Annotated in this window: 18 protein-coding genes; 2 read left to right on the top strand and 16 right to left on the bottom strand. The window is 42.5% G+C overall.

The window, feature by feature from the left end; genetic code table 11:
• Nucleotides 1-14: 14 nt before the first annotated feature.
• The 9 genes from EZ437_RS05610 to EZ437_RS05570 all read right to left on the bottom strand — a co-directional run bounded on the left by EZ437_RS05610 (nucleotide 15) and on the right by EZ437_RS05570 (nucleotide 12,733).
• The gene (locus tag EZ437_RS05610) at nucleotides 15-1,901 is read right to left on the bottom strand and encodes a cytochrome c oxidase subunit I (RefSeq protein ID WP_205942645.1); all 1,887 of its coding nucleotides are present in this window, start codon (nucleotides 1,899-1,901) and stop codon (nucleotides 15-17) included.
• Between the two features lie 20 nt (nucleotides 1,902-1,921).
• Nucleotides 1,922-3,154 carry a cytochrome c oxidase subunit II gene (locus tag EZ437_RS05605; RefSeq protein WP_131594074.1) on the bottom strand — a complete coding sequence of 411 codons (1,233 nt, stop codon included), beginning with the start codon at nucleotides 3,152-3,154 and terminating at the stop codon, nucleotides 1,922-1,924.
• A 68-nt stretch (nucleotides 3,155-3,222) separates the two neighbouring features.
• Nucleotides 3,223-4,437, bottom strand: a complete 1,215-nt coding sequence (locus EZ437_RS05600; protein WP_131594072.1) for a quinol:cytochrome C oxidoreductase — start codon at nucleotides 4,435-4,437, stop codon at nucleotides 3,223-3,225.
• A gap of 14 nt (nucleotides 4,438-4,451) precedes the next feature.
• The gene (locus EZ437_RS05595; RefSeq protein WP_394343163.1) at nucleotides 4,452-5,042 is read right to left on the bottom strand and encodes a c-type cytochrome; all 591 of its coding nucleotides are present in this window, start codon (nucleotides 5,040-5,042) and stop codon (nucleotides 4,452-4,454) included.
• The gene (locus tag EZ437_RS05590) at nucleotides 5,035-5,571 is read right to left on the bottom strand and encodes a DUF3341 domain-containing protein (protein ID WP_131594068.1); all 537 of its coding nucleotides are present in this window, start codon (nucleotides 5,569-5,571) and stop codon (nucleotides 5,035-5,037) included. The genes EZ437_RS05595 and EZ437_RS05590 overlap by 8 nt, the downstream gene beginning before the upstream one ends.
• A 2-nt stretch (nucleotides 5,572-5,573) precedes the next feature.
• On the bottom strand, nucleotides 5,574-7,046 hold the full coding sequence (gene nrfD, locus EZ437_RS05585; protein ID WP_131594066.1) for an NrfD/PsrC family molybdoenzyme membrane anchor subunit: 1,473 nt from the start codon (nucleotides 7,044-7,046) through the stop codon (nucleotides 5,574-5,576).
• 32 nt (nucleotides 7,047-7,078) lie between these two features.
• Nucleotides 7,079-10,156 carry a TAT-variant-translocated molybdopterin oxidoreductase gene (locus EZ437_RS05580; RefSeq protein ID WP_131594064.1) on the bottom strand — a complete coding sequence of 1,026 codons (3,078 nt, stop codon included), beginning with the start codon at nucleotides 10,154-10,156 and terminating at the stop codon, nucleotides 7,079-7,081.
• Nucleotides 10,157-10,203: 47 nt separating this feature from the next.
• Entirely contained in the window at nucleotides 10,204-11,499 is a 1,296-nt protein-coding gene (locus tag EZ437_RS05575; RefSeq protein ID WP_131594062.1) for a c-type cytochrome, read from the bottom strand.
• Nucleotides 11,500-11,752: 253 nt separating this feature from the next.
• Complete coding sequence (locus tag EZ437_RS05570; protein WP_131594060.1) at nucleotides 11,753-12,733, bottom strand: deoxyhypusine synthase family protein; 981 nt, start codon at nucleotides 12,731-12,733, stop codon at nucleotides 11,753-11,755.
• 459 nt (nucleotides 12,734-13,192) lie between these two features.
• Here EZ437_RS05570 and EZ437_RS05565 point away from each other — a divergent pair, with 459 nt between their 5' ends.
• Nucleotides 13,193-14,323 (top strand): BamA/TamA family outer membrane protein, encoded by a 1,131-nt coding sequence (locus EZ437_RS05565; RefSeq protein WP_131594058.1) that lies wholly within the window; start codon nucleotides 13,193-13,195, stop codon nucleotides 14,321-14,323.
• A 39-nt stretch (nucleotides 14,324-14,362) separates the two neighbouring features.
• On the opposite strand, the gene EZ437_RS05560 is transcribed toward EZ437_RS05565, so the two are convergent.
• From EZ437_RS05560 to EZ437_RS05545, 4 genes are all read right to left on the bottom strand, one after another.
• On the bottom strand, nucleotides 14,363-16,228 hold the full coding sequence (locus tag EZ437_RS05560; protein WP_131594056.1) for a M56 family metallopeptidase: 1,866 nt from the start codon (nucleotides 16,226-16,228) through the stop codon (nucleotides 14,363-14,365).
• Nucleotides 16,229-16,385: 157 nt separating this feature from the next.
• Nucleotides 16,386-18,296, bottom strand: coding sequence for a M56 family metallopeptidase (locus tag EZ437_RS05555; protein ID WP_131594054.1), 1,911 nt, complete (start codon nucleotides 18,294-18,296; stop codon nucleotides 16,386-16,388).
• A gap of 1 nt (nucleotide 18,297) precedes the next feature.
• Complete coding sequence (locus EZ437_RS05550; RefSeq protein ID WP_131594052.1) at nucleotides 18,298-18,663, bottom strand: BlaI/MecI/CopY family transcriptional regulator; 366 nt, start codon at nucleotides 18,661-18,663, stop codon at nucleotides 18,298-18,300.
• A 108-nt stretch (nucleotides 18,664-18,771) separates the two neighbouring features.
• Nucleotides 18,772-19,572 carry an O-methyltransferase gene (locus EZ437_RS05545; protein ID WP_225869501.1) on the bottom strand — a complete coding sequence of 267 codons (801 nt, stop codon included), beginning with the start codon at nucleotides 19,570-19,572 and terminating at the stop codon, nucleotides 18,772-18,774.
• Nucleotides 19,573-19,589: 17 nt separating this feature from the next.
• On the opposite strand from EZ437_RS05545, the gene EZ437_RS05540 reads away from it, so the two are divergent.
• On the top strand, nucleotides 19,590-20,459 hold the full coding sequence (locus EZ437_RS05540) for a transglutaminase-like domain-containing protein (protein WP_131594050.1): 870 nt from the start codon (nucleotides 19,590-19,592) through the stop codon (nucleotides 20,457-20,459).
• Here EZ437_RS05540 and EZ437_RS05535 read toward each other — a convergent pair.
• From EZ437_RS05535 to EZ437_RS05525, 3 genes are all read right to left on the bottom strand, one after another.
• Nucleotides 20,454-21,368, bottom strand: coding sequence for an alpha/beta hydrolase (locus EZ437_RS05535; protein ID WP_131594048.1), 915 nt, complete (start codon nucleotides 21,366-21,368; stop codon nucleotides 20,454-20,456). The genes EZ437_RS05540 and EZ437_RS05535 overlap by 6 nt on opposite strands.
• Nucleotides 21,368-22,442 (bottom strand): peptide chain release factor 2 gene (gene prfB / locus EZ437_RS05530; protein WP_131594046.1). Its coding sequence is split into 2 segments (ribosomal slippage): nucleotides 21,368-22,381 and nucleotides 22,383-22,442, totalling 1,074 coding nucleotides; the frame shifts between segments, so codons are not numbered across the junction. The genes EZ437_RS05535 and prfB overlap by 1 nt, the downstream gene beginning before the upstream one ends.
• 70 nt (nucleotides 22,443-22,512) lie before the next feature.
• Entirely contained in the window at nucleotides 22,513-23,718 is a 1,206-nt protein-coding gene (locus EZ437_RS05525; RefSeq protein WP_131594044.1) for an NHL repeat-containing protein, read from the bottom strand.
• Nucleotides 23,719-23,759 lie beyond the last annotated feature (41 nt).

Here is a 23,759-nt window from a genome sequence, read left to right as displayed (position 1 = left end):
TCATAAACTATATGCTAGTCTAATTTTGTTTCTTTTGTTGCCTCCAGTGCTTCCCATTCTTTCTGGATACGCTCAGATTCTGCATTTCCTTCAAAATCATGAGGCATATTTGAGCTCATTGTCTGAGAGAAAGGAACGGTTTGCGGGATAAAATCCTGCTCAGCTCCAGGTTTGCTGTAGTCATATGGCCAACGGTAAACAGTTGGGATCTCTCCCGGCCAGTTACCATGCAAACGCTCTACAGGAGTAGTCCATTCAAGTGTATTTGCCTCCCATGGATTTTGAGAAGATACTTTACCTTTAAAGATAGAATAGAAGAAGTTGAACAAAAATGCTACCTGTGCCAGTGCTGCTACAATGGCCGACCAAGTTACCAATACGTTAACGGTCACCCATTTCTGCATAAACTCAAATTCAGTAAATGCATAGTAACGGCGCGGAACCCCATCAAGACCCAGGAAGTGAAGCGGGAAAAACACCAGGTAAGCACATGCAAATGTGATCCAGAAATGCAGGTATCCAAGCTTATTGCTCATTAACCTTCCAAACATCTTAGGGAAGTAGTGATAAACCCCGGCAAGCATACCAAATATCGCCGCCGAACCCATCACCAGGTGGAAGTGGGCCACTACAAAATACGTATCGTGCAAGTTGATATCCAAAGATGCGTTACCTAAGAAGATACCTGTCAGACCACCGGAAATAAAGAATGAAACCAGTCCGATGGCAAATAACATTGCTGGAGTAAACCTGATATTACCTCTCCACAAGGTAGCCAGCCAGTTAAACGTCTTAACCGCCGAAGGAACCGCAATGATCAGCGTAGTGATCATAAACACCCCACCAAGCAGCGGGTTCATACCCGTCACAAACATATGGTGCCCCCAAACGATGAATGACAATATCGTAATACCGATCAATGAATAGATCATCGCATGATAACCAAATATCGGTTTCCTTGCGTTTACAGACATGATCTCTGAAGACAATCCCATCGCAGGCATGATTACAATATATACCTCCGGGTGACCTAAGAACCAAAATAAATGCTGCCATAAGATCGGTGATCCACCCTCATTAGGCAATACCTGCGTTCCCATTACTATATCAGATAAATAGAAACTTGTACCAAAACTACGGTCAAATATCAACAATACTACCCCTGCTACCAATACCGGGAAAGATAAGATACCCAACACAGCGGTCAGGAAGAATGCCCAGATCGTCAATGGCATTTTCCAAAGGTCCATACCTTTAGTACGCATGTTCAGGATGGTACTCACATAGTTGATACCGCCCATTAAAGAGGAAGCCACAAAAAGCACCATACTGATCAGCCATAGCGTCATACCCAGTCCGGATCCGCTAATCGCCGTTGGCAATGCAGATAAGGGAGGATAGATTGTCCAGCCCGCACTGGCAGGGCCTGTCTGTATGAAAAATGAGCTCATCATGATCACACAAGCGGAGAAGAAGAACCAGTAAGAAAGCATGTTCAGGAACGGCGAAGCCATATCCCTTGCACCCAACTGAAGCGGGATCAATAAATTACTAAAAGTCCCGCTCAATCCAGCCGTCAAAACGAAGAATACCATGATGGTACCGTGAATGGTAACCAGTGCAAGGTAAAAGTCGGGTTTGATCCTGCCACCTTCAGCCCATTTTCCTAAAAATGTTTCCAACAGAGGAAAGCTCTTATCAGGCCATGCTAGTTGAATACGAAACAAGATAGATAAGCACATTGCTATTACAGCCATGATAATACCTGTTATCAAAAACTGCTTGGCAATCATCTTATGATCCTGACTAAAGACATATTTTGTTAAAAAAGTCTCTTTGTGATGCCCATGATCATCATGGCTATCGTGGTTATGTGTATCGTGTAATGATATAGTTGACATAATATCCTATTCCAGTATTTCTATTTATTTAAAGCTGTTTGGTTTGTGGTAACTGCAGCAGTATCTTTTGATACAGTATCAGCTGCGGCCGGAGCCGGAGCAGCGTCAGCTACAGGCATTTTAAATGCTTTCCTTAAATCATCGGTTAAATAAGTTCCCTGTTCAGCAACCCATTCATCATATTCCTGCTGCGATACTACCCGCACCGGTTTTTGCATTTTGTAGTGACCGTCTCCGCAAATTTTGTTGCACAGGAACAAGTACTGAAACTTAGGGTCCGCGGTCTTAGCTTTCATTTCCTCCGTTGTAATGGTCGGAGTAAATTCGAAGTAAGAAGTCATACCCGGTACAGTGTTTAGCTGAACCCTGAAATGCGGCATGTAAAAACTATGGATTACATCCTTACTGGTAAGGATCAGACGAACCGGCTTGTTTACAGGAATCACCATTTCATCAGCAATCTGGTCATCCAGATTCTTTTTATCATTAAAATCAATACCCAGCGCATTCTCTGAAGTGATTAGCTTGTAGTTTTTCTGTCCCACAACGCCGTCAGCTCCCGGATAGCGGATTGCCCAGGCAAACTGAGATGAGGTAATCTCTATGCTTAAAGGCTTATTGTTCGGATCTTCAATCTTGTAAAAGATAGACCTCCAGGTAAGGAATCCCATCAGTACCAACACCGTCAATACCAATGCAGGGATAATTGTCCAAATGCGTTCTAAGGTATTGTTATGTGGGTAATAGTAAGCCTTTCTGGTTCCTTTATGTCTATAGATATAAGCAAAAAGAAATAAAGCAATATGCGTAAGTATAAATACAATGGTAGTTATGATCAGCGTGATGTTAAACATGCTGTCGATCTTTTTACCATGCTCAGAAGCTGCTTCTGGAAGGATCATCTTTCCATGAACAGTATATTCCCAGTATACACCATACAGCCCTACAATCAGGAACAATGCAAAGATTATCCCGTTTACGTTGTCCCAGTTGATGCCTTTAGGTTTATCCTGGGCCTCACGGGTCAGTTCGTATACTTTAAGCGCTTTACCAAGGATTGCTATAAATAAGCAAATCAGTAAAAATGCCATCGTATAGAATATTGCCGATTTGTAAACCGGGCCCATGTCTACAGGTTTCTCTGCTGTTGACGCAGCGGCAGCTTGTGCAAATGCGCTTGTATTTGCAAATGCAGTTACAATCACAGCTAGTGCCGCTATTGTTTTATTACTTATAAATTTTCTTAAACTCATTTCCTTAAAAGTAGTAACACTGTACTTCTATTATACTATTATTTATTATATGCAATCCCGCTCACCCGTTAAAGATGGTGATTTAAACTCTCTTGTAAAAACGGATGGTTCTTTGCGATCAAAGGTTTCTTACTTAAGCTGCTTAAAACGGTAAAGGTAAACAAACCTACAAAACCTAGTGCAATTCCAATCTCAATAAAACCAAATGCATGATGCTCCGCTACTGTACCAGGCATGATCATCTGATAATAATCTACCCAGTGACCAATCAATACCACTATTGATACCGCCAGTAAAGTATTTTCCTGTCTTTTATTGTCCCTGTCCATCAACAGCAATACCGGCGCAAGGAAGTTCAGGATCAGGTTCAGGTAAAACCAGAACTCATAATGCTCAAACCTGATGTAGAAATATACTGTTTCCTCCGGCATGTTGGCATAGTAGATCAACAGGAACTGTGCAAACCATACATACGTCCAGAAGATAGAGAAACCAAAGATAAACTGTCCAAGGTTGTGCAGGTGGCTATTGTTAACCCAGCTCATGTATCCCGATTTCCTCAAAAGGATGATGATGATCGCTATAGTAGCCAGACTGCTTACCCACATGGCGGCAAAGTTGTACCAGCCAAACATAGTAGAGAACCAGTGTGCTTCCAATGACATCACCGTATCAAATGCAAATATTGGTGTCGTAAATCCGTAGATCACTAAAAATATACAAGAGTATTTAAAGCTCTTTCTGTAAGAATTAAGGCCGCCATGCAAATCCTCATTGTTAGATAGTTTTGCCAGCAATAAAGCGAAAATACTATATACACCCAGGAAGATCACCTGACGGGCCATAAAGAAAGGCACATTTAAAAATGCTGACTTACCGTCTATTAGTTTATCGTAGTTTGGACTGCTTGGATCAGTAAGGCCGTCAGCATGCCAGTGGTGATACAAGTTATGTGTATATAACCCCAATCCCATCACTACGATCAGGATCACTACGGCAATTGGCAATACCTTTGCCATCGCCTGAGGCACGCGAAGTATAGAAGCAGACCATCCTGCCTGTGCTACAAACTGAACAGCTAAAAAGAATGCGCCCGACATGCAAACACAAGCGAAGTAATAAGCCATTAGTAACAGGTTAGCAAAAGTACGCTCATGAAGCGCCTCTGCAGAAAAGCCATACCCTATCGCAGCAATCCCTACCACGATAGCGATGATGCTTAAAGTTTTTGCCTTACCTGTAAACTCAAACTGCTCGGTTAAATTATAATTATGAGTTCCCATTTATTTCTTCTTTACTATTTTGCTTTTTGTAATTCCTGAACATACAATACCACTTTCCATCTTTCTTCCGGTGTCAATTGAGAAGCATAAGAGCCCATCATGTTTACCCCATATTTAATGGTATGATAGATCTTTCCGGCGCTCAGGTCTTTCATCAACCCACCTCTTGAAGAAGCTTTTTCAGGATCGTGAAACGAAGGAACACCACTGAATTTTTCAATTTTTACCAGGTGACCTTGTCCGTCACCTTCCATTCCATGACAAGGACTGCACATTACCTTAAATAAGTGCTTTCCCTCAAGGAGATTCTTTTCCGTCAGTTGCAGGCTGTTTACCAGGTTTATTCCTGCTGCTTCATATCCTTCCTTTGTGTTCGGATAAATGTCATCCTCTACAAATCCAACCGGAGCCGTATTTTTAGGAGGCGTCTGCGCAGTCTGTCCGTTCGCAAAGTTTTTATTTGGTTGATCCGGATTGTAAGCAATCGGATCGTACATATTCCTTGCATATTCTAAACCTGTACTTTGCTTATCCCTGCATGCCGAAAATACAACAGCACTTGCTAGGATACAAAATGAGGCTAAAACAACTTTATTCTTATTCATAGCTAACATACTTCCTTTCATTATACTTTACTTCTAAAGCACCGGCTTCTTTTAATAAATCATCAATTTTACTATGCTCGGCATTCTCTTTTGCATCTATAGCAATAATAAACCTGTCATTTGTAGCCCTTAGGTCCATCACCCTTGGTGCTCTTCCCGGAAACAAATGCGTTGATGCATAATAAGAACCTACCAGACCAAAAGCACAAAACAAGATGGTCAACTCAAACGTGATCGGTATAAAATCCGGCAAAGCAAAGTGTGGCTTACCACCAATATTTATTGGCCAGTCGTACGCAGCTGCGAAATATACAAACGAAAGCATGGTACAGGTCCCGGTTATCCCAAAAAAGAATGCCGCTATATCCAGTCTTGAACGCTTAACCCCAAGTTTTGCTTCTATTCCGTGAATAGGCATCGGTGTATAAACATCATGTATCTTAATGTTATTTTCCTGCAATTTATCGATGCCATGCATCATTTCATCAGGATCACCAAAACTGCCTAAAATATATTTGATATTATTCATTGTTATATTTTTGCGTATTCTTCTTGTTTAACACTATCAAATTTCTCAAGAGACTCAACGTATTCCGCTACCTGCTCTTTATCTAAATGACCTTCCTTAATCTGCTCCATTTTAGACTGCTCACTTGCACTCTTCAGTAATAGTTTTACCTCCGCTATTGCAATTGAAGGCAACACCCTCAAAAACAACAGGAACAAAGTAAAAAACACACCGATCGAACCAACAAACACACTCACGTCCACCCACGATGGATAGAACATCGCCCAACTCGAAGGAAGGTAATCACGGTGAAGTGAAGTTACGATGATTACAAAACGCTCAAACCACATCCCGATGTTTACTACGATAGATAAAATCCAGGTAGCTGCGATGCTGGTACGGATCTTTTTAAACCACAGCAATTGCGGAGAGATCACGTTACAGGTCATCATCATCCAGTATGCCCACCAGTATGGACCGGTAGAACGGTTGATAAATGCGTACTGCTCATATTCTGAACCTGAATACCAGGCAATGAAAAACTCAGTTATATAAGCCACACCGACAATAGATCCGGTTAAGATAATGATTTTGTTCATCGACTCAATGTGGAACATCGTGATGTAGTTCTCCAGTCCCAAAACTTTACGTGCTACCAATAATAAGGTAAGTACCATCGCAAATCCTGAGAAGATCGCCCCTGCCACGAAATAAGGAGGGAAGATCGTAGTATGCCATCCCGGGATTACCGAGGTAGCAAAGTCCATAGATACAATCGTGTGTACCGAAAGTACCAATGGGGTAGAAATACCGGCAAGAATTAAGGACACTGCCTCAAAACGCTGCCATGTTTTAACGTTACCAGCCCATCCGAATGATAATACTGAATAAATTCTTCTTCTCACACCTGTAGCGCGGTCACGTATGGTAGCAATATCAGGCAATAAACCTGTATACCAGAATAACAAGGAAACAGAAAAGTAAGTCGAGATCGCAAACATATCCCAAACCAATGGGGAGTTAAAGTTAACCCATAGGGATCCGAACTGATTCGGCAATGGAAGTACCCAGTAGGCCAACCATGGACGACCCATATGGGATACTACATACGTAGCGGCACAGATAACGGCAAAGATCGTCATTGCCTCTGCAGACCTGTTGATGGAGTTCCTCCAGTTCTGACGGAAGAGTAAAAGTACTGCAGAGATCAGCGTTCCGGCGTGACCTATACCTACCCACCATACGAAGCCGGTGATGTCCCATGCCCAGCCTACGGTCTTGTTCAGTCCCCATGCCCCGATACCAAACCAAAAGGTATAGCTTACGGCTACTACCCAAAGTGTAGCTCCGCAAAGTGAAATGATAAATCCTATCCACCATGCCCTGTTTGGCTTATTCTCTACCGGCAGCAGGATATCATTCGTAATCTTTGCATACGTGATATCTTTACCGGTGATTAATGGCTCTCTTAATATTGATTCCTTATGTCCTGACATAATGTATTTTTCTTTTAATATCAGCTATCTGCTTACGCGTGCACTGTTGTATCTGTGTTTCTAATTTTTGTCATATAACCTATACCCGGCTGTACGTTGATCTCTTCCAGTACGTAGTAGATACGCTCACTACGCAATGCTTTTGATACTTCCGAATCAGGATCGTTGCCATCTCCAAATATGATCGCGTTGGCAGAACAAGCCTGCTGACAAGCCATTTTGATATCGCCATCTTTCAACGGACGTTTCTCCAGTTTTGCCTGCAGTTTACCACCCTGGATCCTTTGGATACACATAGAACATTTCTCCATCACCCCTCTTGAACGCACAGTTACGTCAGGGTTCAGCATCAACTGAGTAAACTCATTGTTCAGGTAGTTGTCAAAACGTGAATCATTCCAGTAGTTGAACCAGTTGAAACGACGTACTTTATACGGACAGTTGTTCGCACAGTAACGGGTACCTACGCAACGGTTATAAGCCATGTGGTTTAAGCCGTCAGACGAGTGTACCGTTGCCAGTACCGGACATACTGTTTCACAAGGTGCGTGGTCGCAATGCTGACAAAGCATCGGCTGGTGCACTACTGAAACATTGTCCATCTGATTAGCTTCCAAATGTGCAATCTCTTTTTCTTTAGTTACCGCATTAATGCCATTACCATGTGCGTGTGCCCCATGTTCTGCTTCTGCGCCCGCTTCCTGGTTAAAGCTGTAATAACGGTCGATACGTAACCAGTGCATTTCTCTGCGCTTGCGAACTTCATCTTTACCTACTACAGGGATGTTGTTCTCCACATTACAGGCAACGATACATGAGCCACAACCTGTACAAGCGTTCAGGTCAATTGCCATTACCCAGTTATTTCCTGGTTTTTCAAATTTATCCCACAGATCGTAGGTTTTATGCTTCGCGTGCTCATTACCTGATCCCGCTGCAGGGTTCTTTTTATATTCTGTAAAAGTAGATTCGCGGACGATGTTCCTTCCTTCAAAAGAATGGTGCGTTTGTGTTTGCGCCAGTTCTTCACGTTTTCCGGTACCTTCCAGTTTCACAGTAGTGGTATATTTAGAAGTACCATTGCTAAAGCTTACAAAAGGATAAGCATTTTTACCCACATCGTTTCCAGCTTTACCTGCCTTGGTACGTCCATATCCCAAAGCAATAGAAGCCGTACCCTTAGCTTGTCCAGGCTGGATCAGCACAGGCAATTCAATGGTATAACCTTTATCGTCTTTGATCGATACAATATCAAATTCTTTATAACCCAGTTCCTCAGCGAATTTCGGTCCAAGGGCAATGTAATTGTCCCATGTAACTTTAGAAACAGGATCAGGAAGTTCTTGTAAGAATGCGTTGTTAGCATGACGGCCATCACGCATCGGGATGCTTTCATACACCTGCAATTCGATGTCTTTAGCCAGTGCTTTGCTGCTATTGATCACAGAAGGAATCACTGCTGCAAGCGACAAGCCGAAAGTATACGTTCCTGCCGGTTTCTGAACACCTGCAAAAACACCCGTCTGCAATACATCTTTCCATGTTTTACCAAGTGATGGTAAAATATTGACTTCCCAGTTATTGCGTACATACTGATAGTATTCTTTAACCGGGCCGTTAGACCAGATCAGCAAGCTTTCCTCAGCCTGACGTGAGTTAAACACCGGATTGATGGTAGGCTGTACGATAGAGTAGTAACCTTCGTATGCATTTGCATCACCCCATGATTCCAGGTAGTTATTATTAATAGCGATCACATCACATAGTGATGAGGTCTCGTCTTTTCTGTCAGAGAAAGATACTTTCAGGCCAACTTTCGCCAGTCCGTCAGTAAATGCTTTATTGTTGGCTACATCATAGCCAGGATTGCTGTTCAGGAAGAATACCGCTGCTACCTCACCTCTGTTCATCTCATTGATGAATTCAGCAAATTCTGCATCATTACCTGCATAGCGTTTGCTAGAATTGTCAAGGTCTATGGTAGTACCGTAACTGCCTATTGCCGAGTTGATCGCGTTTACCAAAATCTGTGTAGACACATCATTTGAACCTGAAACAACCAATGCTTTTCCTTTATTCTGTACTAATTCTTTACCTACCAGCTTTAGTGCCTTGTCTGCAGTCACATTATTTCCTAATGTACCACCGGCTAAACCAGCACCTGTAATGGCATTGTATAAAGTGATCAGCGCAGGCCCTTCTTCCGAAAGCTTTATTGGCACACGTGTATCAGCGTTTGTTCCTGTAAGGCTCATTCCGGCCTCAAACTGAAAATGGCGGGACATTTTACCAGCTTTCAGTGATTTAGCGTCCCTGTTGGAAACATACTGCGAAGTAAACTCTTCACCGCTGATCCAGGTACCTAAGAAATCTGCTCCAAAACTAACAATCAGGTCAGCTTTGTCAAAGTTGTATTTTGGAACTACCGGCTTACCAAAGCTGTTTTCATTGGCTTTAATGATACCAGTATAAGAAATTGCATCGTATTGTATGTGCTTAGTATTTGGATAAGCAACCGTAAAGTCAGCGATTACAGCCTTTGCAGAAGGGCTGCTTACCGAAGATGAAACGATCCTGATTTTTTTGCCCGAAGCCTGAGCTTTATTCAACTCTCCTGTTACAAACTCATCTACTTTAGCCCAGTTGGCCTCCGCATCTTTAATTACAGGAGCTTTAAGTTTGGAAACATCATAAAGATCTAACACCGAAGCCTGCGCCTGTGCATCCGTACCACGGAAAAACGAGCCTGCATTTGGATTAGGTTCTATCTTGATAGGTCGTCCTTCTCTGGTCTTAACCAATACACTTTGACCATTGAAGCTGGATACATAGTAGTTCGGTATTCCCGGAACTATTTCTTCTGGCTTGATCAGGTAAGGTATTGATTTATGAACAGGAGCTGTCTGACAAGCTGCCAGCGTAACCGCACCCAGACCAAAGCCTAAAGCTTTTAAAAAGTCGCGGCGGGGAGTTACTGTACTTAACCCTGCTTCATTTAAAACATCTTCTATTGGAAGTGGCTCAGCAAATTCGTTTTTGTTGTTTTCAACAAAATCCGGAGTGTTTTTATACTCTTCTAAGCCTTTCCAGTATTTCTTATTGCTTTCCATTTAAGCTATATTACTGTTTATCGAACGTTCTTACTATTAAACTCTTATTAATAATGACACTTACCGCACTCTAAACCACCCAGTGCAGCCGGTGTAATTTTCTCGCCTTTTTTAATTTTCTCATGCGCTTCAATGATCTTGTCATAGAATGCATTTCCTTTTACTTCCAGCTGGGTATCTTTGTGACAGTTAACACACCATTTCATGGTCAGCGGAGAGTACTGATAGATCTCTTCCATGGTGTCTACCGGACCATGACAAGCGAAACAAACAGGCTCTTCAGGTTTCAGTCCTTTTTCTTTTCTGATGGCTTCTTCACCCACTACTACGTGCTGAGAGTGGTTAAAGTAAGCGAAATCAGGTAGGTTGTGTACACGGACCCATTCAATCGGCTTCTCTTTAGTTTTATCATAGGTCATCGACGCAGGGTCATAACCAAGTGCATTATAGATCTTTTGAATCTCAGGAGAGATCTCTCCATCATATTTTTCTGTAGCCTGAACCGACTTGTGACAGTTCATACAAACATTTGCTGATGGTATAGTTGAATTTTTTGATTTAAAGGCACCTGAGTGACAGAACTGACAATCAATCTTATTGGTTCCCGCATGCAGTTCATGAGAAAACTTGATCGGCTGCACAGGCTGATAACCTGTATGAACACCCGTATTCCACATGCCCATCCAGCCAAATGAACCCAGGCTGATGATCACACACAAGATAAAGAAAAATACAAATTTCTTGTTTTTGAACAGCCTTTTAATACCTGTTCCGAACGAAACGTTTTCTTCCTCTACCAGCACTACTCCTTGTTTTTGAAGGATCAGGCGCTCCAGTAATTTGATGGCGCGACCCAAAACGACCAATACAATGATCGAAACAATGATAATGGCAATGATACCCGCTAGAGAGAAATCAGAAATACCTTCTGAAGCAGTTGGGGCACCCGCAGCTGCCTCGCCTTCTTTCTTAGGCTCACCCGCTTTAGCATAAGCGATGATGTTTTTAATCTGATCATCTGTCAAACGCGTAAATGCAGTCATCTCCGCAGGAGAGAACTTTGCAGCTTCTACCGCCTGAGGATCACCTGATTTGATCAAAGCCGGCGCATTTTTAATCCACTTAAGCGCATAAGCTTCGTCCAGCTCAGTTAATTTAGGTGTCAATGCAGGCCCCGTACTATTGCGGTCCAAAGTATGGCAGGACGCACAATTGTCCTTAAATAATTTCCTGCCCTCTACTACATCTTGTGCCTGTGTTGCAGAAACAGTTAAAACAGATAGGGCCGCAAATAAAAATGCCGACTTCCAAACTCTTTTAACGATCAATGAGATATTCCTCATAATGAGTATTTTATGCTTTATTTTAAAAAACTTATAAAACGCAATGGATGTTGAAAACTTAATCCTCTCCCAAAACGTCCACAAAAGTAAAATTTATTAACTTACCAATGACAAATAAATGACAGGAAATACAATTTATAATCAATCTAAATAGTTTGTTTTTGATGCTTTAAACAAGGAAAATCAGCAATTTTCAGAAAGCTGCTGATTCTCATTTGTCATTCACTTTACCGGTAAGATTTGGTATTTCAATTTACATTTTTAAGATCCATGCAAACATAAGCGGTGCTACAATTGTTGCATCAGATTCCACGATAAATTTTGGGGTATGGATGTCCAGCTTACCCCAGGTGATCTTTTCATTGGGTACTGCTCCGGAGTAAGACCCATAAGAAGTAGTTGAATCTGAGATTTGGCAGAAATAACTCCAGAACGGTATGTTCTCCATTTCCATATCCTGATAAAGCATCGGGACTACACAGATCGGAAAGTCGCCGGCTATACCGCCACCGATCTGGAAAAAGCCTATGCCTTTGCCATCGCTATTCGCAATGTACCAATTTGCCAGCCAGCCCATATACTCGATGCCGCTTTTCATCGTTGTAGCTTTTATCTCCGACTTCATCACATAAGATGCAAAAATGTTTCCCATCGTCGAATCTTCCCATCCCGGTACTACAATCGGTAGGTTCTTTTCTGCTGCTGCCAGCATCCAGGAGTTTTTAGGATCTATTTCATAGTACTGTTCAAGATCGCCGCTCAACAACATTTTGTACATATATTCATGCGGAAAGTACCGCTCACCGGCATCATCTGCATCTTTCCAGATTTTATGGATATGCTTTTGCAGTCTTCTGAACGCCTCTTCTTCCGGAATACAGGTGTCAGTAACGCGGTTGTAGTGGTTTTCCAACAGGTCCCACTCGTCCTGCGGACTCAAATCGCGGTAGTTAGGCACCCTTTTATAGTGAGAATGTGCAACAAGATTCATGATATCCTCTTCCAGGTTGGCGCCTGTGCAGGAAATGATGGCCACTTTATCCTGACGGATCATCTCGGCCAATGATATACCCAGTTCAGCTGTACTCATCGCACCAGCCAGGGTAATCATCATTTTACCTCCTTCATCCAAATGTGTTTCATATCCCTTTGCCGCATCCATCATCGCTGCTGCGTTAAAATGGAGATAATTGCGCTCCATGAACTGAGAAATTGGTCCTCTTGTTGTACTCATTTTGATCTGATTTTGTTATAGCTGCAAAAATAGGCAAATATTCGTAAGTCTGAAATCATTAGCTCAGCGCCTGCATCCCGACATCTATTTAGCATCAAACAAGCTTATAACTTTTGTCTCTTTCCTGAATCACCTTGTTCTAATTCTTATGTTAAGATATGGTCGATATATGGTTGGTATATCCTTGCCATATCATTTATCTATTAAATGTGATATAGAAACGATATACCAATGATACATTAACCATATATCAATTATATTTTAATTTAAAATTCATAACGAAATAAAACCGAGATCATACACTTGTTATTAGCTTCTCTGGACAGTACCAGTACTACCTTTCGCAAATCAGCATGTGAGCACATACCCTGCAGGCCAGCAAGTTTGTTCTCTAATAAAATGGCCTCAAAATTGTACACGTGCAATAAAATTCTTAAAACTTTATACTATTTTAGGCCAATGAAGAAATTTCCCTTATGCACCCTGCTCGTTCTGATCGTCACGAACGTACTGGGGCAGAAGAAATTTATAGAGCGTTATCTTTCCGATAAAACAGATTCTTCCAGAAAGGCTAGTTTTATGCCTGTTCCTGTATTCAGGTACACTCAGGAAATTGGGATTGAATTTGGTTTAGGCGCATTATATTCCACTTATTTGGACAAAAAAGACCTTACTAACCGCAGTTCCAATTTCTCTGGCGTGGTTTCAGTATCTACCAAGGGGCAATACAATATTTCCTTAAAAAGCGATATCTGGACTAAGGGAAACAGTCACCATTGCATTACCGAAGTACGCTTTAAACGAATGCCTTTTGATTTTTACGGGGTTGGGAATAATACTTTAGAGACCGACAAGGACAGATTGGTGCAGGGTTCGGTAAAGGTTGTTTTGGAGCCTGAAAAGATGCTCGCCCCAAACCTGTATACCGGAATTTCTCTGGGCTTTGAGACCTATCATTTTACTGATAAGGAAGCTGGTGGGATATTTTCTACTGATAAAAGCCTGGTTCATAAAATTGGCGGTTCGGTGATGTATGCGGGCTTTTCGCAGAGTTATGATACCAGAAATTCTAACAATTATACCACCAAAGGGTTTATGGGCAGGGTCACCTACCAGTATGCGCCCGACTTTTGGGGAGGAGAGAACTTTACCGGCAGCCTGATCAAGGCCAATGTACGCAACTTCTGGTCGCTCTCGCCTAAGCTTGTTTTGGGAGTACATGGTCTTTTCCACAGCATACAGGGCAAAAAAACACCCTTTTACTTGCTTCCCCAGATGGGCAATGATGAGATCATGAGGGGCTATTATACTGGGAGGTACAGAGAAAACAATCTTTTGGCGGCGCAGGCAGAGTTGCGGTACAGGTACAATAACCGCTTTGGTGTGGTGATATTTGGGGGCGGCGGACAGGTATTCGGAAACGGCGATTTTGCTGTTCAGAACTTCAAGCCTTCTTTTGGTGCAGGCGGGAGGTATTTCTTTGATCCTGAGAAAGGGCTGAGTATGCGCCTGGACTATGGGATTGGCGAGAAACGTGCCAACGAAAAACGCCAGACTGGTTTTTACGTCAGCCTGGCTGAGGCGTTTTAATTTAGTTGAATGTTAAGTTTTAGACTGACATCTACATCATTATAAATCGGGTATATGCTTTATAATTTGATACGTGCCGTCTTTTAGGTTAAATTTCATGAAGGAAGCGGTGACGGGATTATGATGAAGCTCGCTAGTAAAACTGACATTCTTCGCATAGACGATCTGTCCGGCATCTTCAGTTTTAGCCTTATCAGCAGTAATATTGAGCTTTCCGTGTGTGATCTTAACTCCTCCAAAAAGTGTTGAATTCTTTTTATCATCACTAAGCCAGATAGAGTCCTTTACCTGATAAGAGAGCTTACTACCCGCGTCAGCATTATTTAAATCTCTAAATGGCTGGGGTTCATATCCGACTATATCCCTAACCGAGAATACTTCTATCATTGAGCCGTATCCCTTACCATATTTAATTGCTATTTCTTCATCTGTACTTCTGAAAGTCATGGCTCTTTTCCTGAACTGATCAGCGGTTAGCGCTTTAAATTTCCGTTCGGAATATTGCCTGCCTTCGTATACCAGCAACAGCTTTTTGCCTTTATCAATGCTTACTCCACCGCCACCACTACCCGGCACTTTAATCTCCGCGTAGTCATAGCGGCTACCATCCTGGCTTTTTTTGCGATAGCGGGCATAAAACTTGCCTGCCATAGCTTTGTTGCGGGTTCTTACGTTCTCTTTGTCAATTTCTGTCGCGTACTCAAGTTTGTCGCCCCAAGTGGTGATCTCCAGCCTGCCGGAATCGCTGCCTTTTATTGATTTTATACCCCCCGGACTCATTTTAGTCAGGATGTTTGGGCCGTAAGATTTTCCATTGATGACCACTTCAGAATATTTGCCTAGTGAAGGATAATCGATCATCCATAAGGTGTCAGCGGGAGCATCGCTGACTTCAGGCTTTTCTGTTTTTATTACTTCCTGAGAGGTAGTAGTTTGTAAAGGAGCGGCTTCATTATCGGAAGGTGCAACAAGTGTTTGCTGTATTGCTTCATCGGGAAGGCTTGCATAGACTACCTGAACGGTAAAGGCCCAGGTTAGTGCCAGCCCTACAGGCAGTACTGCGAGATACGTTAACTTTTTCATATTTTTTGATTGATTTGTGAAAAGCATTTTGATTCTTCCTTTTAGCGGGTTACGGACAAAACTGAGCACCAAAGAAGGATTATTTTTCTTCACTGCCATGGCCAGCAGCAGATTGGCATAAGGGGTATCGCCCATGGTCAAAGAAGTTTCTTTGTCGGCTTCATATTCATGTGTTTGTTCCAAGGCACTATCGTAAAGGTAGATGATAGGACTGAACCATAACAGTGCCTTGCAGGCAGAGATGAGGAGTTTATCTACCGAGTGGTATCTGGCAACATGCACTTGCTCATGTTGCAAGATCACGTTCATCTCTTCTTCAGTTAATTCCTGCTGGTTTACAAATACGTAGTTTAAGAAAGAGCAGTTGGTAAAGCCATCTGGTTTAAAAATAACCTTTAACCGGCCGATTTTCAGATTCACCTTTCTGGCATGTTTGAGTAATTTCAATCCCTGGAAGGCAGATACGCAAAGTATAACTGCCGCAATGAGCCAATAACAGCTGAAAAGTATCAGCTGCCAATTTAACTCATTTGTGACTTCCGTTGCTTGAGGATGGTTCTTTGAATCGGGCAACGTCTGATCACGGACATCCGCAAAAGTACGTAAAGGAAACAGGACATCTTCTTTTACCTGTGCAAGGTTTATGGCTGCTCGTTCTACCTCAAACTGAACTGCGGGGATAGCAAAACTTATCAGCAAGGTAGCTACTAAGTAGATTCTGTTGGCGGCAAAAAATGTAAGGTTTCGCAAACAGAAATGATAGAACGCATAGAACAAGGCCGTGCAGGCAGTTACTTTGAGCAGGTAGGTGAGCCATTCCATATATTTGTTTTGTTAATTTAACTTTCACCCGTTATTGGGGTCACTTATTATTTATACCATTGCCGTTCTTTACTCCCGCTGCAAAGCAGTTTACAAAGGGAGAAAAATGCCAGACTAGCCAACAAACCAGTCTGGCTGAGAGAGCGATTGAAATATGCTATTCCGGTGAAATACCGGGGATATCTCCTAATATTTCAAAAGTGCCTTTATAGAGGTCAAAGCGGGCATAGGGAGCTTTACCGGTCTTCCCGTTGACTTTGTAACTTACGTTTTCTGCCAGAGCGATGCGCGACGGCTTATCTAAGCTGATCTTTTCGGCAGTCAGATCTACCTTCGAATTCTGTATTTTGGCTTCTCCGTAAAGTGTCAAAACGCCTTGGTTGTGGTTTACTATGGTTGAATCTTTTGCTGAATAGAAAAATCTGCCTACGGCATCTTCCCCAAAAGAGGATGCCTGATTTCTGGTAACTACAATCTCCTTGTCAGGAGCTACCTTAATTCTTGAAATGTCGAAGAGCACATCACATTTATCTCCATATTTCGCCTTAACTTCCGGATCATCATCCGCGTAGCGGCATTTTAAACCCGTTATGTTAAATGCGGTAATGCCAGGCAAATTTTTGGCCTCCTCCTCAGTATAAACTTTGCCTTCAATGCACAGCATTACCCTATAGTCTTTTGGATAATTAACCTGGAGTGAAGAGGCGTCCGTCCTGATCAATATTTCATCGTAAGTCTTTCCACCCATCGTAACCTTGTACCGGTTGTAAAATTTACCGTTGGCCTTCATCTTCAACCTGATTTTCGCAGTAGCGATGTCTGCTTTGGTGGCAAATTCAATACGGCCGTCTTTGGTGGTGATTTCCGCTTTGTCCCGAGAAAATCTAGAAGATTTCACACATGCAGGGCTGATCCTTGTCAGGATCTCTGCGGTATATTTCTTTCCGTCTATGATCACGAGCGGGTCCTCGCCAAGTACAGCGTAGTCAACGAGTCGCAATGGTGGTTCCTTGTCCGTTACTTGAACGGGCGCTGTGGCCGATGGTTTCGCTGCCTGCGGCTTGGTGTCCGACAGCGCTGCAGATATCAGCAAGGGAGCATTTTTTGAATCCCCCTTTATAGTAATTACTTGGGCTTTAGAAAGGGTACCGCCCTGGGCATACACCTCTTTTACACTAAATAGCCATACGAGTGCCATACCCGCAGGTATAAGGCTGAGATACGTTAATTTATTCATATTTTTTGATTGATTAGTAAACAACATACTGATCCGCGCCTTTATTGGGTTCTTTACAAAAGAATGAACCAGAGGTTCCCGGCGATTGCTGACTGCCATCGTCAGCAAAAGGTTGGCATATACTGCGTTTCCCATTAGAATGGATGTTTCTTTGTCCGCTTCGTATTCATGAACTTCTTCCAGGGCCTTTGCGTAGAAGTAAATTGGCGGACTGAACCACAAAAGGATTTTACATACATTCAACAGAATTTTATCAATGGAATGATACCTGGTGGCATGTATACTTTCGTGATTGACCACTGCTGCCATCGCATCTTCAGCGAGGCTACGGTCGACAAAAACATAATGAAGAAACGAGCAGTTGGTGAATCCCGAACTTTTATAGACCACTTTTAGCCGGCCAAAACTATCAGAGACCTTCCTGCTGTGTGAAATAAGTTGTGCCGCCTGCCAAAGCATTGTGATGAATATTACCATAGCTATTGCCCAATACAGGAACGTTACAAAAGATTCCCAGGACAACTGGTCAATGAATGAAGGCTGAACTGTGTGATGGGTGATTTGTGGCTCACTGCCGGAGATTGTAGTCATTCCCTCCACCAGGCTCATCCTAACTTCCGGCTGGACTACTGCAACTGGTTCCTTGTCGGCTGCCTGACTTATCCTTACCTGTATCTCGAGCAATGGCACTGCGAAACTTAACAGCAGCGTACTCAGCAAGTACCATCTGTTTAAACTAAAAAAAGTGAGTTTCTTTAGTAGCAGGTGATAAACCAGGTAAAATAAGCCCATGCATACACTTACTTTGAGCAGGTAGGTAAGCCATTCCATATTATTTTTTGTTTTTGTTGATGAGCGACTGCAATTCTTCTATATCTGACGCACTAAGCGTCTGTTCCTTTACCATAAAGGAAAGCAGACTGGCCGGAGAGTTGTCGAAATAACCGGAAAACAGCTTGGAAAAAGTAGTGCGGGTATAGTCTTCCTTGCTGATGGCAGGGTAGTATTCGTAGGTTTTACCGTAAGATTTATAATTGAGGTAGCCCTTCTTTTCCAAAAGCCTGACGATGGATGAGATGGTGTTGTATGGTGGCTTTGGTTCCTCCTCCATATCTTCGATGATGTCCTTTACAAATCCCTTCTCCAATTTCCATATGATCTGCATGATGCGCTCTTCTGCTTTAGTTAATTCTTCCATAACGTAAAGCTATAACTTACAATTCAGTTTTACAACTGTTTTTTCAGTTATATGACTGTTTTACCAGTTGTAAAGAGTAACCAGCTGACTAACAGAAAAATAATTTACTTAAAATTTAATCTTGAAATGTTCTTTGACCTGTCCTTTTCGGAAATAAACCAGTCCTATCCAGAAGAGGTCTATGGTAACCGTAACCTGAGGATGTTGTTTTACTTCCTGCCAGGCTTCTTTCATGCCCTTGCTCCAGTAGATATCATCAAAGATCAGTAAAGAGCCTTCATGTACTTTGGGCAGGCACCAGTTGAAGTAGTTTAGGGTAGCATCTTTACGGTGATTGCCGTCTATGTATACGAAGTCGAGTTTTTCCGTCTCGTCAATCACTGCAGGAAGAAGCGTGTCGAAGTTGCCTACTCTGAGTTCTACATTATCGAGTTCCAGTTCCCTAAAGTTCTGGTATGCCTTCTTTGCAGTTTCAGGGCATCCTTCAATGGTGATGATGTCTGCCTCCGGACTAGCTTTGGAAAGGTAAGCAGTAGTTATGCCCAGGCAGGTGCCCAGTTCGATGATATCGGCTGGCTGGTTATTTTTGGCAAGCCGGTAAATAAGCTGGGCCAGTCGCGGGCTCTTGAGCGCATTCTTTGCGATCTGACTGATGCGCTTGGTCTTGTTCTTGTTCAGATGTGAACCTGCGCCCAGGTCTGTAACTGTGATGACAGAATGGTCATTAAAAAGTTTTTTTCGCTGTTCCTCTATGATTTTATAATCATTTGTGGACTGAAAATCGTAAATTACCTCATCCGTTAGTTGATAAACAAATGGTGAATGGGTACCATGCCGGGTTTTTGAGGTAAGGCGATGCTTTAGATAATCACGAATAAAGTTAAAGATCATGCCCGCAAAAATAGGCATTCAGATTTGCATGTTTAATGGAAAACACTAAAGAAATCAATGCATTGGTAAAACTGCTTGATGATCCCGATCAGGAGATCTATCAGCATGTGGAAGCGCGCCTTTTACTGTACGGGAATGAGGTGATCGACTTCCTGGAAAATGTATGGGAGCATTCACTTGATGCCTTACTACAGGAGCGGATAGAAAATATAGTACACAAAATACAGTTTAGCAACGTAAAAGAAGACCTGAACCTTTGGTATCAGAGCGGGGCTTTTGACCTGCTGAAAGGGGCCCTGGTGATCAACAGATACCAGTATCCGGATCTGGACGAGGATAAAGTAATCCTGCAGATAGAAGAGATTAAAAGGGAGATCTGGCTGGGCCTGCAGTATGAGATGAGTTCGATAGAGAAGATCAAGCTCATTAACCACATTTTTTACAATGTATATGGGTTTGGCGGCAACACAAAGAATCACCATGATCCGCAAAATTCGTATATCAACCAGGTGATAGAAAGCAAAAAGGGCAATCAGATCTCGCTGGCCATTATCTATGCTACGCTGGCACAAAAACTGGACATTCCGGTGTATGGAGTCAATTTACCACAGCACTTTATTCTTGGATATATTGACGAAAGTAAACGTGATGAGCAGGAATTTGGCGTATTGTTTTATATCAATGCCTTTAATAAAGGGGCGATATTTGGCAAGCATGATGTAGATCAGTTCCTCAGGCAACTGAATTTGGAACCATTGCCCGGGTTTTATGCCCCATGCAGCAATGTAGAGATCATCAGACGTGTGATCCGCAACCTGATCTCTGCCTATGAGAACCTGGGCTCTGCAGAAAAAGTGGAAGAGTTAAAGCAGTTGCAGGATATCCTGGTCAATTCTGACCTATAGCCATTTATTGGCTTCCATCCAGTTTTTCAGCCTTTCAAACCAGTCGTCTTTGGTAGTCTTGTTGTTCAGTCCGAAGCCATGGCCGCCACCCTGGTACAGGTGCATTTCTGCCTTTACTTTATTTTTGACAAGGGTCTGGTTAAACAAGATACTATTTTCAACCGGAACACCTCCGTCATCGTTGGCATGAACAAGGAAGGTAGGCGGCGTATTGGCGTTCACATGTTTCTCATTAGAGAAGTATTCTTTTTGGGCTGCTGTGCCTTCTTTGCCGATCAGGTTTATTGCTGATCCCTGATGGGCAAAGGCGCCAAAGGAAACCACAGGATAGACCAGTATGGAGAAATCAGGACGTAGACTGAGCTTTTCTTTATTTGCGATCTTTACATCATCATAATGAACCGTAAGCGTGGAGGCAAGATGGCCACCTGCGGAAAAGCCCATGATGCCTATTTTATCCGGACTGATGTTGTATTTGGCAGCATTTTTCCTAACCAGATAAATGGCTTGTTGTGCATCCATGAGCGGGCCAAAGGATTTTTCGGCCATGATGGCGTCGCTTGGCAAACGGTATTTAAGCACAAAACCCGCTACACCGATTTCATTAAATCTTTTGGCTACATTAAACCCTTCGTGGTCTATCGCAAGAATCCCGTATCCGCCGCCCGGACATATAATCACTGCTGCACCGGTAGCTTTTTCCTTGGCAGGAAGGTAAACAATAATGGAAGGATCTGTGACTTTGGCCGTCCTCGTGATCCCGTCATTGCCAGTTGGAGATACCTCTGAGTAATCTGCCGGTGCTGGTTTAGACCCGGGGATTTTACCCTCGTAGAGTTTTACGATTTCCTGTGCGTTCAGGCTGCCTGCTGCTAAAACCATCATTGCTGCGATAAAGTAGTGTTTCATTAGAATTCCATTAAATATGCTTTCAAAAATTCATTGATATCCCCGTCCAGCACTGCCTGCGGATTGGAGGTCTGGTAATTGGTACGGTGATCTTTGACCCTTCTGTCGTCGAGCACATAACTTCTGATCTGCGAGCCCCATTCTATCTTTTTCTTATTGCCTTCTACCAAAGCAGTAGCCTCCATACGCTTACGCATTTCGGCTTCGTACAACTGCGACTTCAATAAGCGGATCGCATTTTCTTTGTTCTGCAATTGAGAGCGTGATTCCTGGTTCTTGATGATGATGCCTGAAGGCTTGTGGTACAAACGTACCGCAGTCTCGACTTTGTTTACGTTCTGACCTCCTGCACCGCCTGCCCTAAAGGTCTCAAACTCGATATCGGCAGGGTTAACGTCGATGTGGATCGTATCATCAACCAAGGGGTATACATAGACCGATGCAAAAGAAGTATGGCGGCGGTTGTTGCTGTCAAAGGGCGAAATGCGTACCAAACGATGCACTCCGTTTTCTCCTTTGAGGTAGCCATAGGCAAATTCACCTACAATTTCTATCGTTACCGATTTGATACCTGCAACCTCGCCCTCGGCATAATCCTGTTCAGTAACCTTGTATCCGTTTTTTTCGGCCCACATCAGGTACATGCGCAAAAGCATGCTGGCCCAGTCGCAGCTTTCGGTACCTCCTGCTCCAGCAGTAATCTGCATTACGGCAGGCAATTGGTCTTCCTTGCTGTTGAGCATGTTTTTCAGCTCCAGCACTTCTACCTCCTGTAGGGCAATTAGGTATTGCTCATCCATTTCTTCTTCAGTAGCATCACCGCTTTGCAGGAAATCATAAAGCACAGCCGTATCTTCTACAACCGCATTCGCTTTTGTAAACCCTTCTGTCCACTTCTTCTTGGTGCTGATTTCGGCCAAAATACCTTCGGCCTTTTGCGGATTGTCCCAAAAGTCGGGGGCCAATGTTCTTTTTTCTTCTTCGCTTATTTGATATAAAAGTTCATCAACGTCAAAGATACCTCCTCAGAGATGTTATTCTATCTCTTAAATCCTGTAACTGGTCTTTTGTCATATAGGCAAATATATGCATTCAAGATAAATTAAAATCATGAAACACCACAATAAGCAAAGATCTCTTCGGTCTAGCCTTTCCTAAAGATGATTATCTTCCTAGCATATACATCACAGGCTATAATTTCGTCCTCCGGGCCAATTGCTATGCCCACAAGTGACTGGAACTGCCCCTGTCCGATTTTCTCCTGCACGTCTCCATTTTCATCGGTTTTGATAATATAACCAGAAGTTGCAACGTACAGATAATCTCCTTTTGCCTTAATGGCATAATAACTATTTTTTGTATCCCAAGTCTTTAAATATTTGCCTGTTTTATCGAAAACCTCAATTCTGCTATTTCTTGTATCACTCACATAGATTTTATTCTTGAAATAGCATATTCCAAAAGGTGCATCAAAATCTCCGTCGGCAGTACCACGTTTACCAAATTTTAGCAATAAATTGCCATTTTGGTCATATTTCTTTATCCTATGGTTTATACCATCTACGATCCAGATATTCTGATCATCATCAATGGTTAATTCTTCTACGTTGCCAAAATTACTATCTCCCGATCCATAACTGCCCCATTCATTTATCAATTGTTTGCTGCTATTAAATAGCTGGACGTAGCTGAACTGTGTCTGAGTAGCAATATAATTGCCATTACTGAAAAACGCTATTGCCCTAGCACCGTAGCCGGAATAAAACTTCTCCAAAAACTTGCCTGTTTTATCAAACTTAAGTACGCGATTGGCATTTTCGTCGCTCACATAAATATTTCCTTGACCATCTACCTCGACGTGCATCGGAAAGCTAAATTGAGAAGCACCGGAACCTTCAGAGCCAAAAGATAAATCTTTATAGTAATTCAATCCCGAGGTATATCCAAAATCGGCATCACTAAACCTGCTGTAAGAACCAGGGTTATTATAAGTCCTGACTTTATAAAACACTTTAGTTAACGAGTTATCTATCGTGAAGTCATCAAATGCTGTGTCAACTAGTTCTTTTAGTAGGACATATTTGCTGCTTGCGTCGTTAAACTTATATAGCTCATACTTTTGAGCAAGTGGCATGGGTGTCCATGACACTGAAATCTTAGTGCCGTATATTCCTTTACTGGCTTTTAGATTAATTGGCCTATCGATATCTAGCGTATCAGTAACTTTTACGGTATCACGTATAATTTTTGGTTCTGGTTCGTTACCTGTTTCTTTTTCGCACGAAGAAAACAGGCAAAAACCAAGCGAGAGAATCGCCATGTTTAATATAGCATAAGTTTTTCTGGGCATGATTTTAATTTTGCAACAAACATAAATAATTATATCAAGTG

Origin of the sequence: Pedobacter psychroterrae, assembly GCF_004331695.1 — a bacterium.
Taxonomy (GTDB): Bacteria; Bacteroidota; Bacteroidia; order Sphingobacteriales; family Sphingobacteriaceae; genus Pedobacter; species Pedobacter psychroterrae.
The sequence above is the reverse complement of the archived record's forward strand: the minus strand, read 5'-3'. Positions and strand labels throughout refer to the sequence as shown.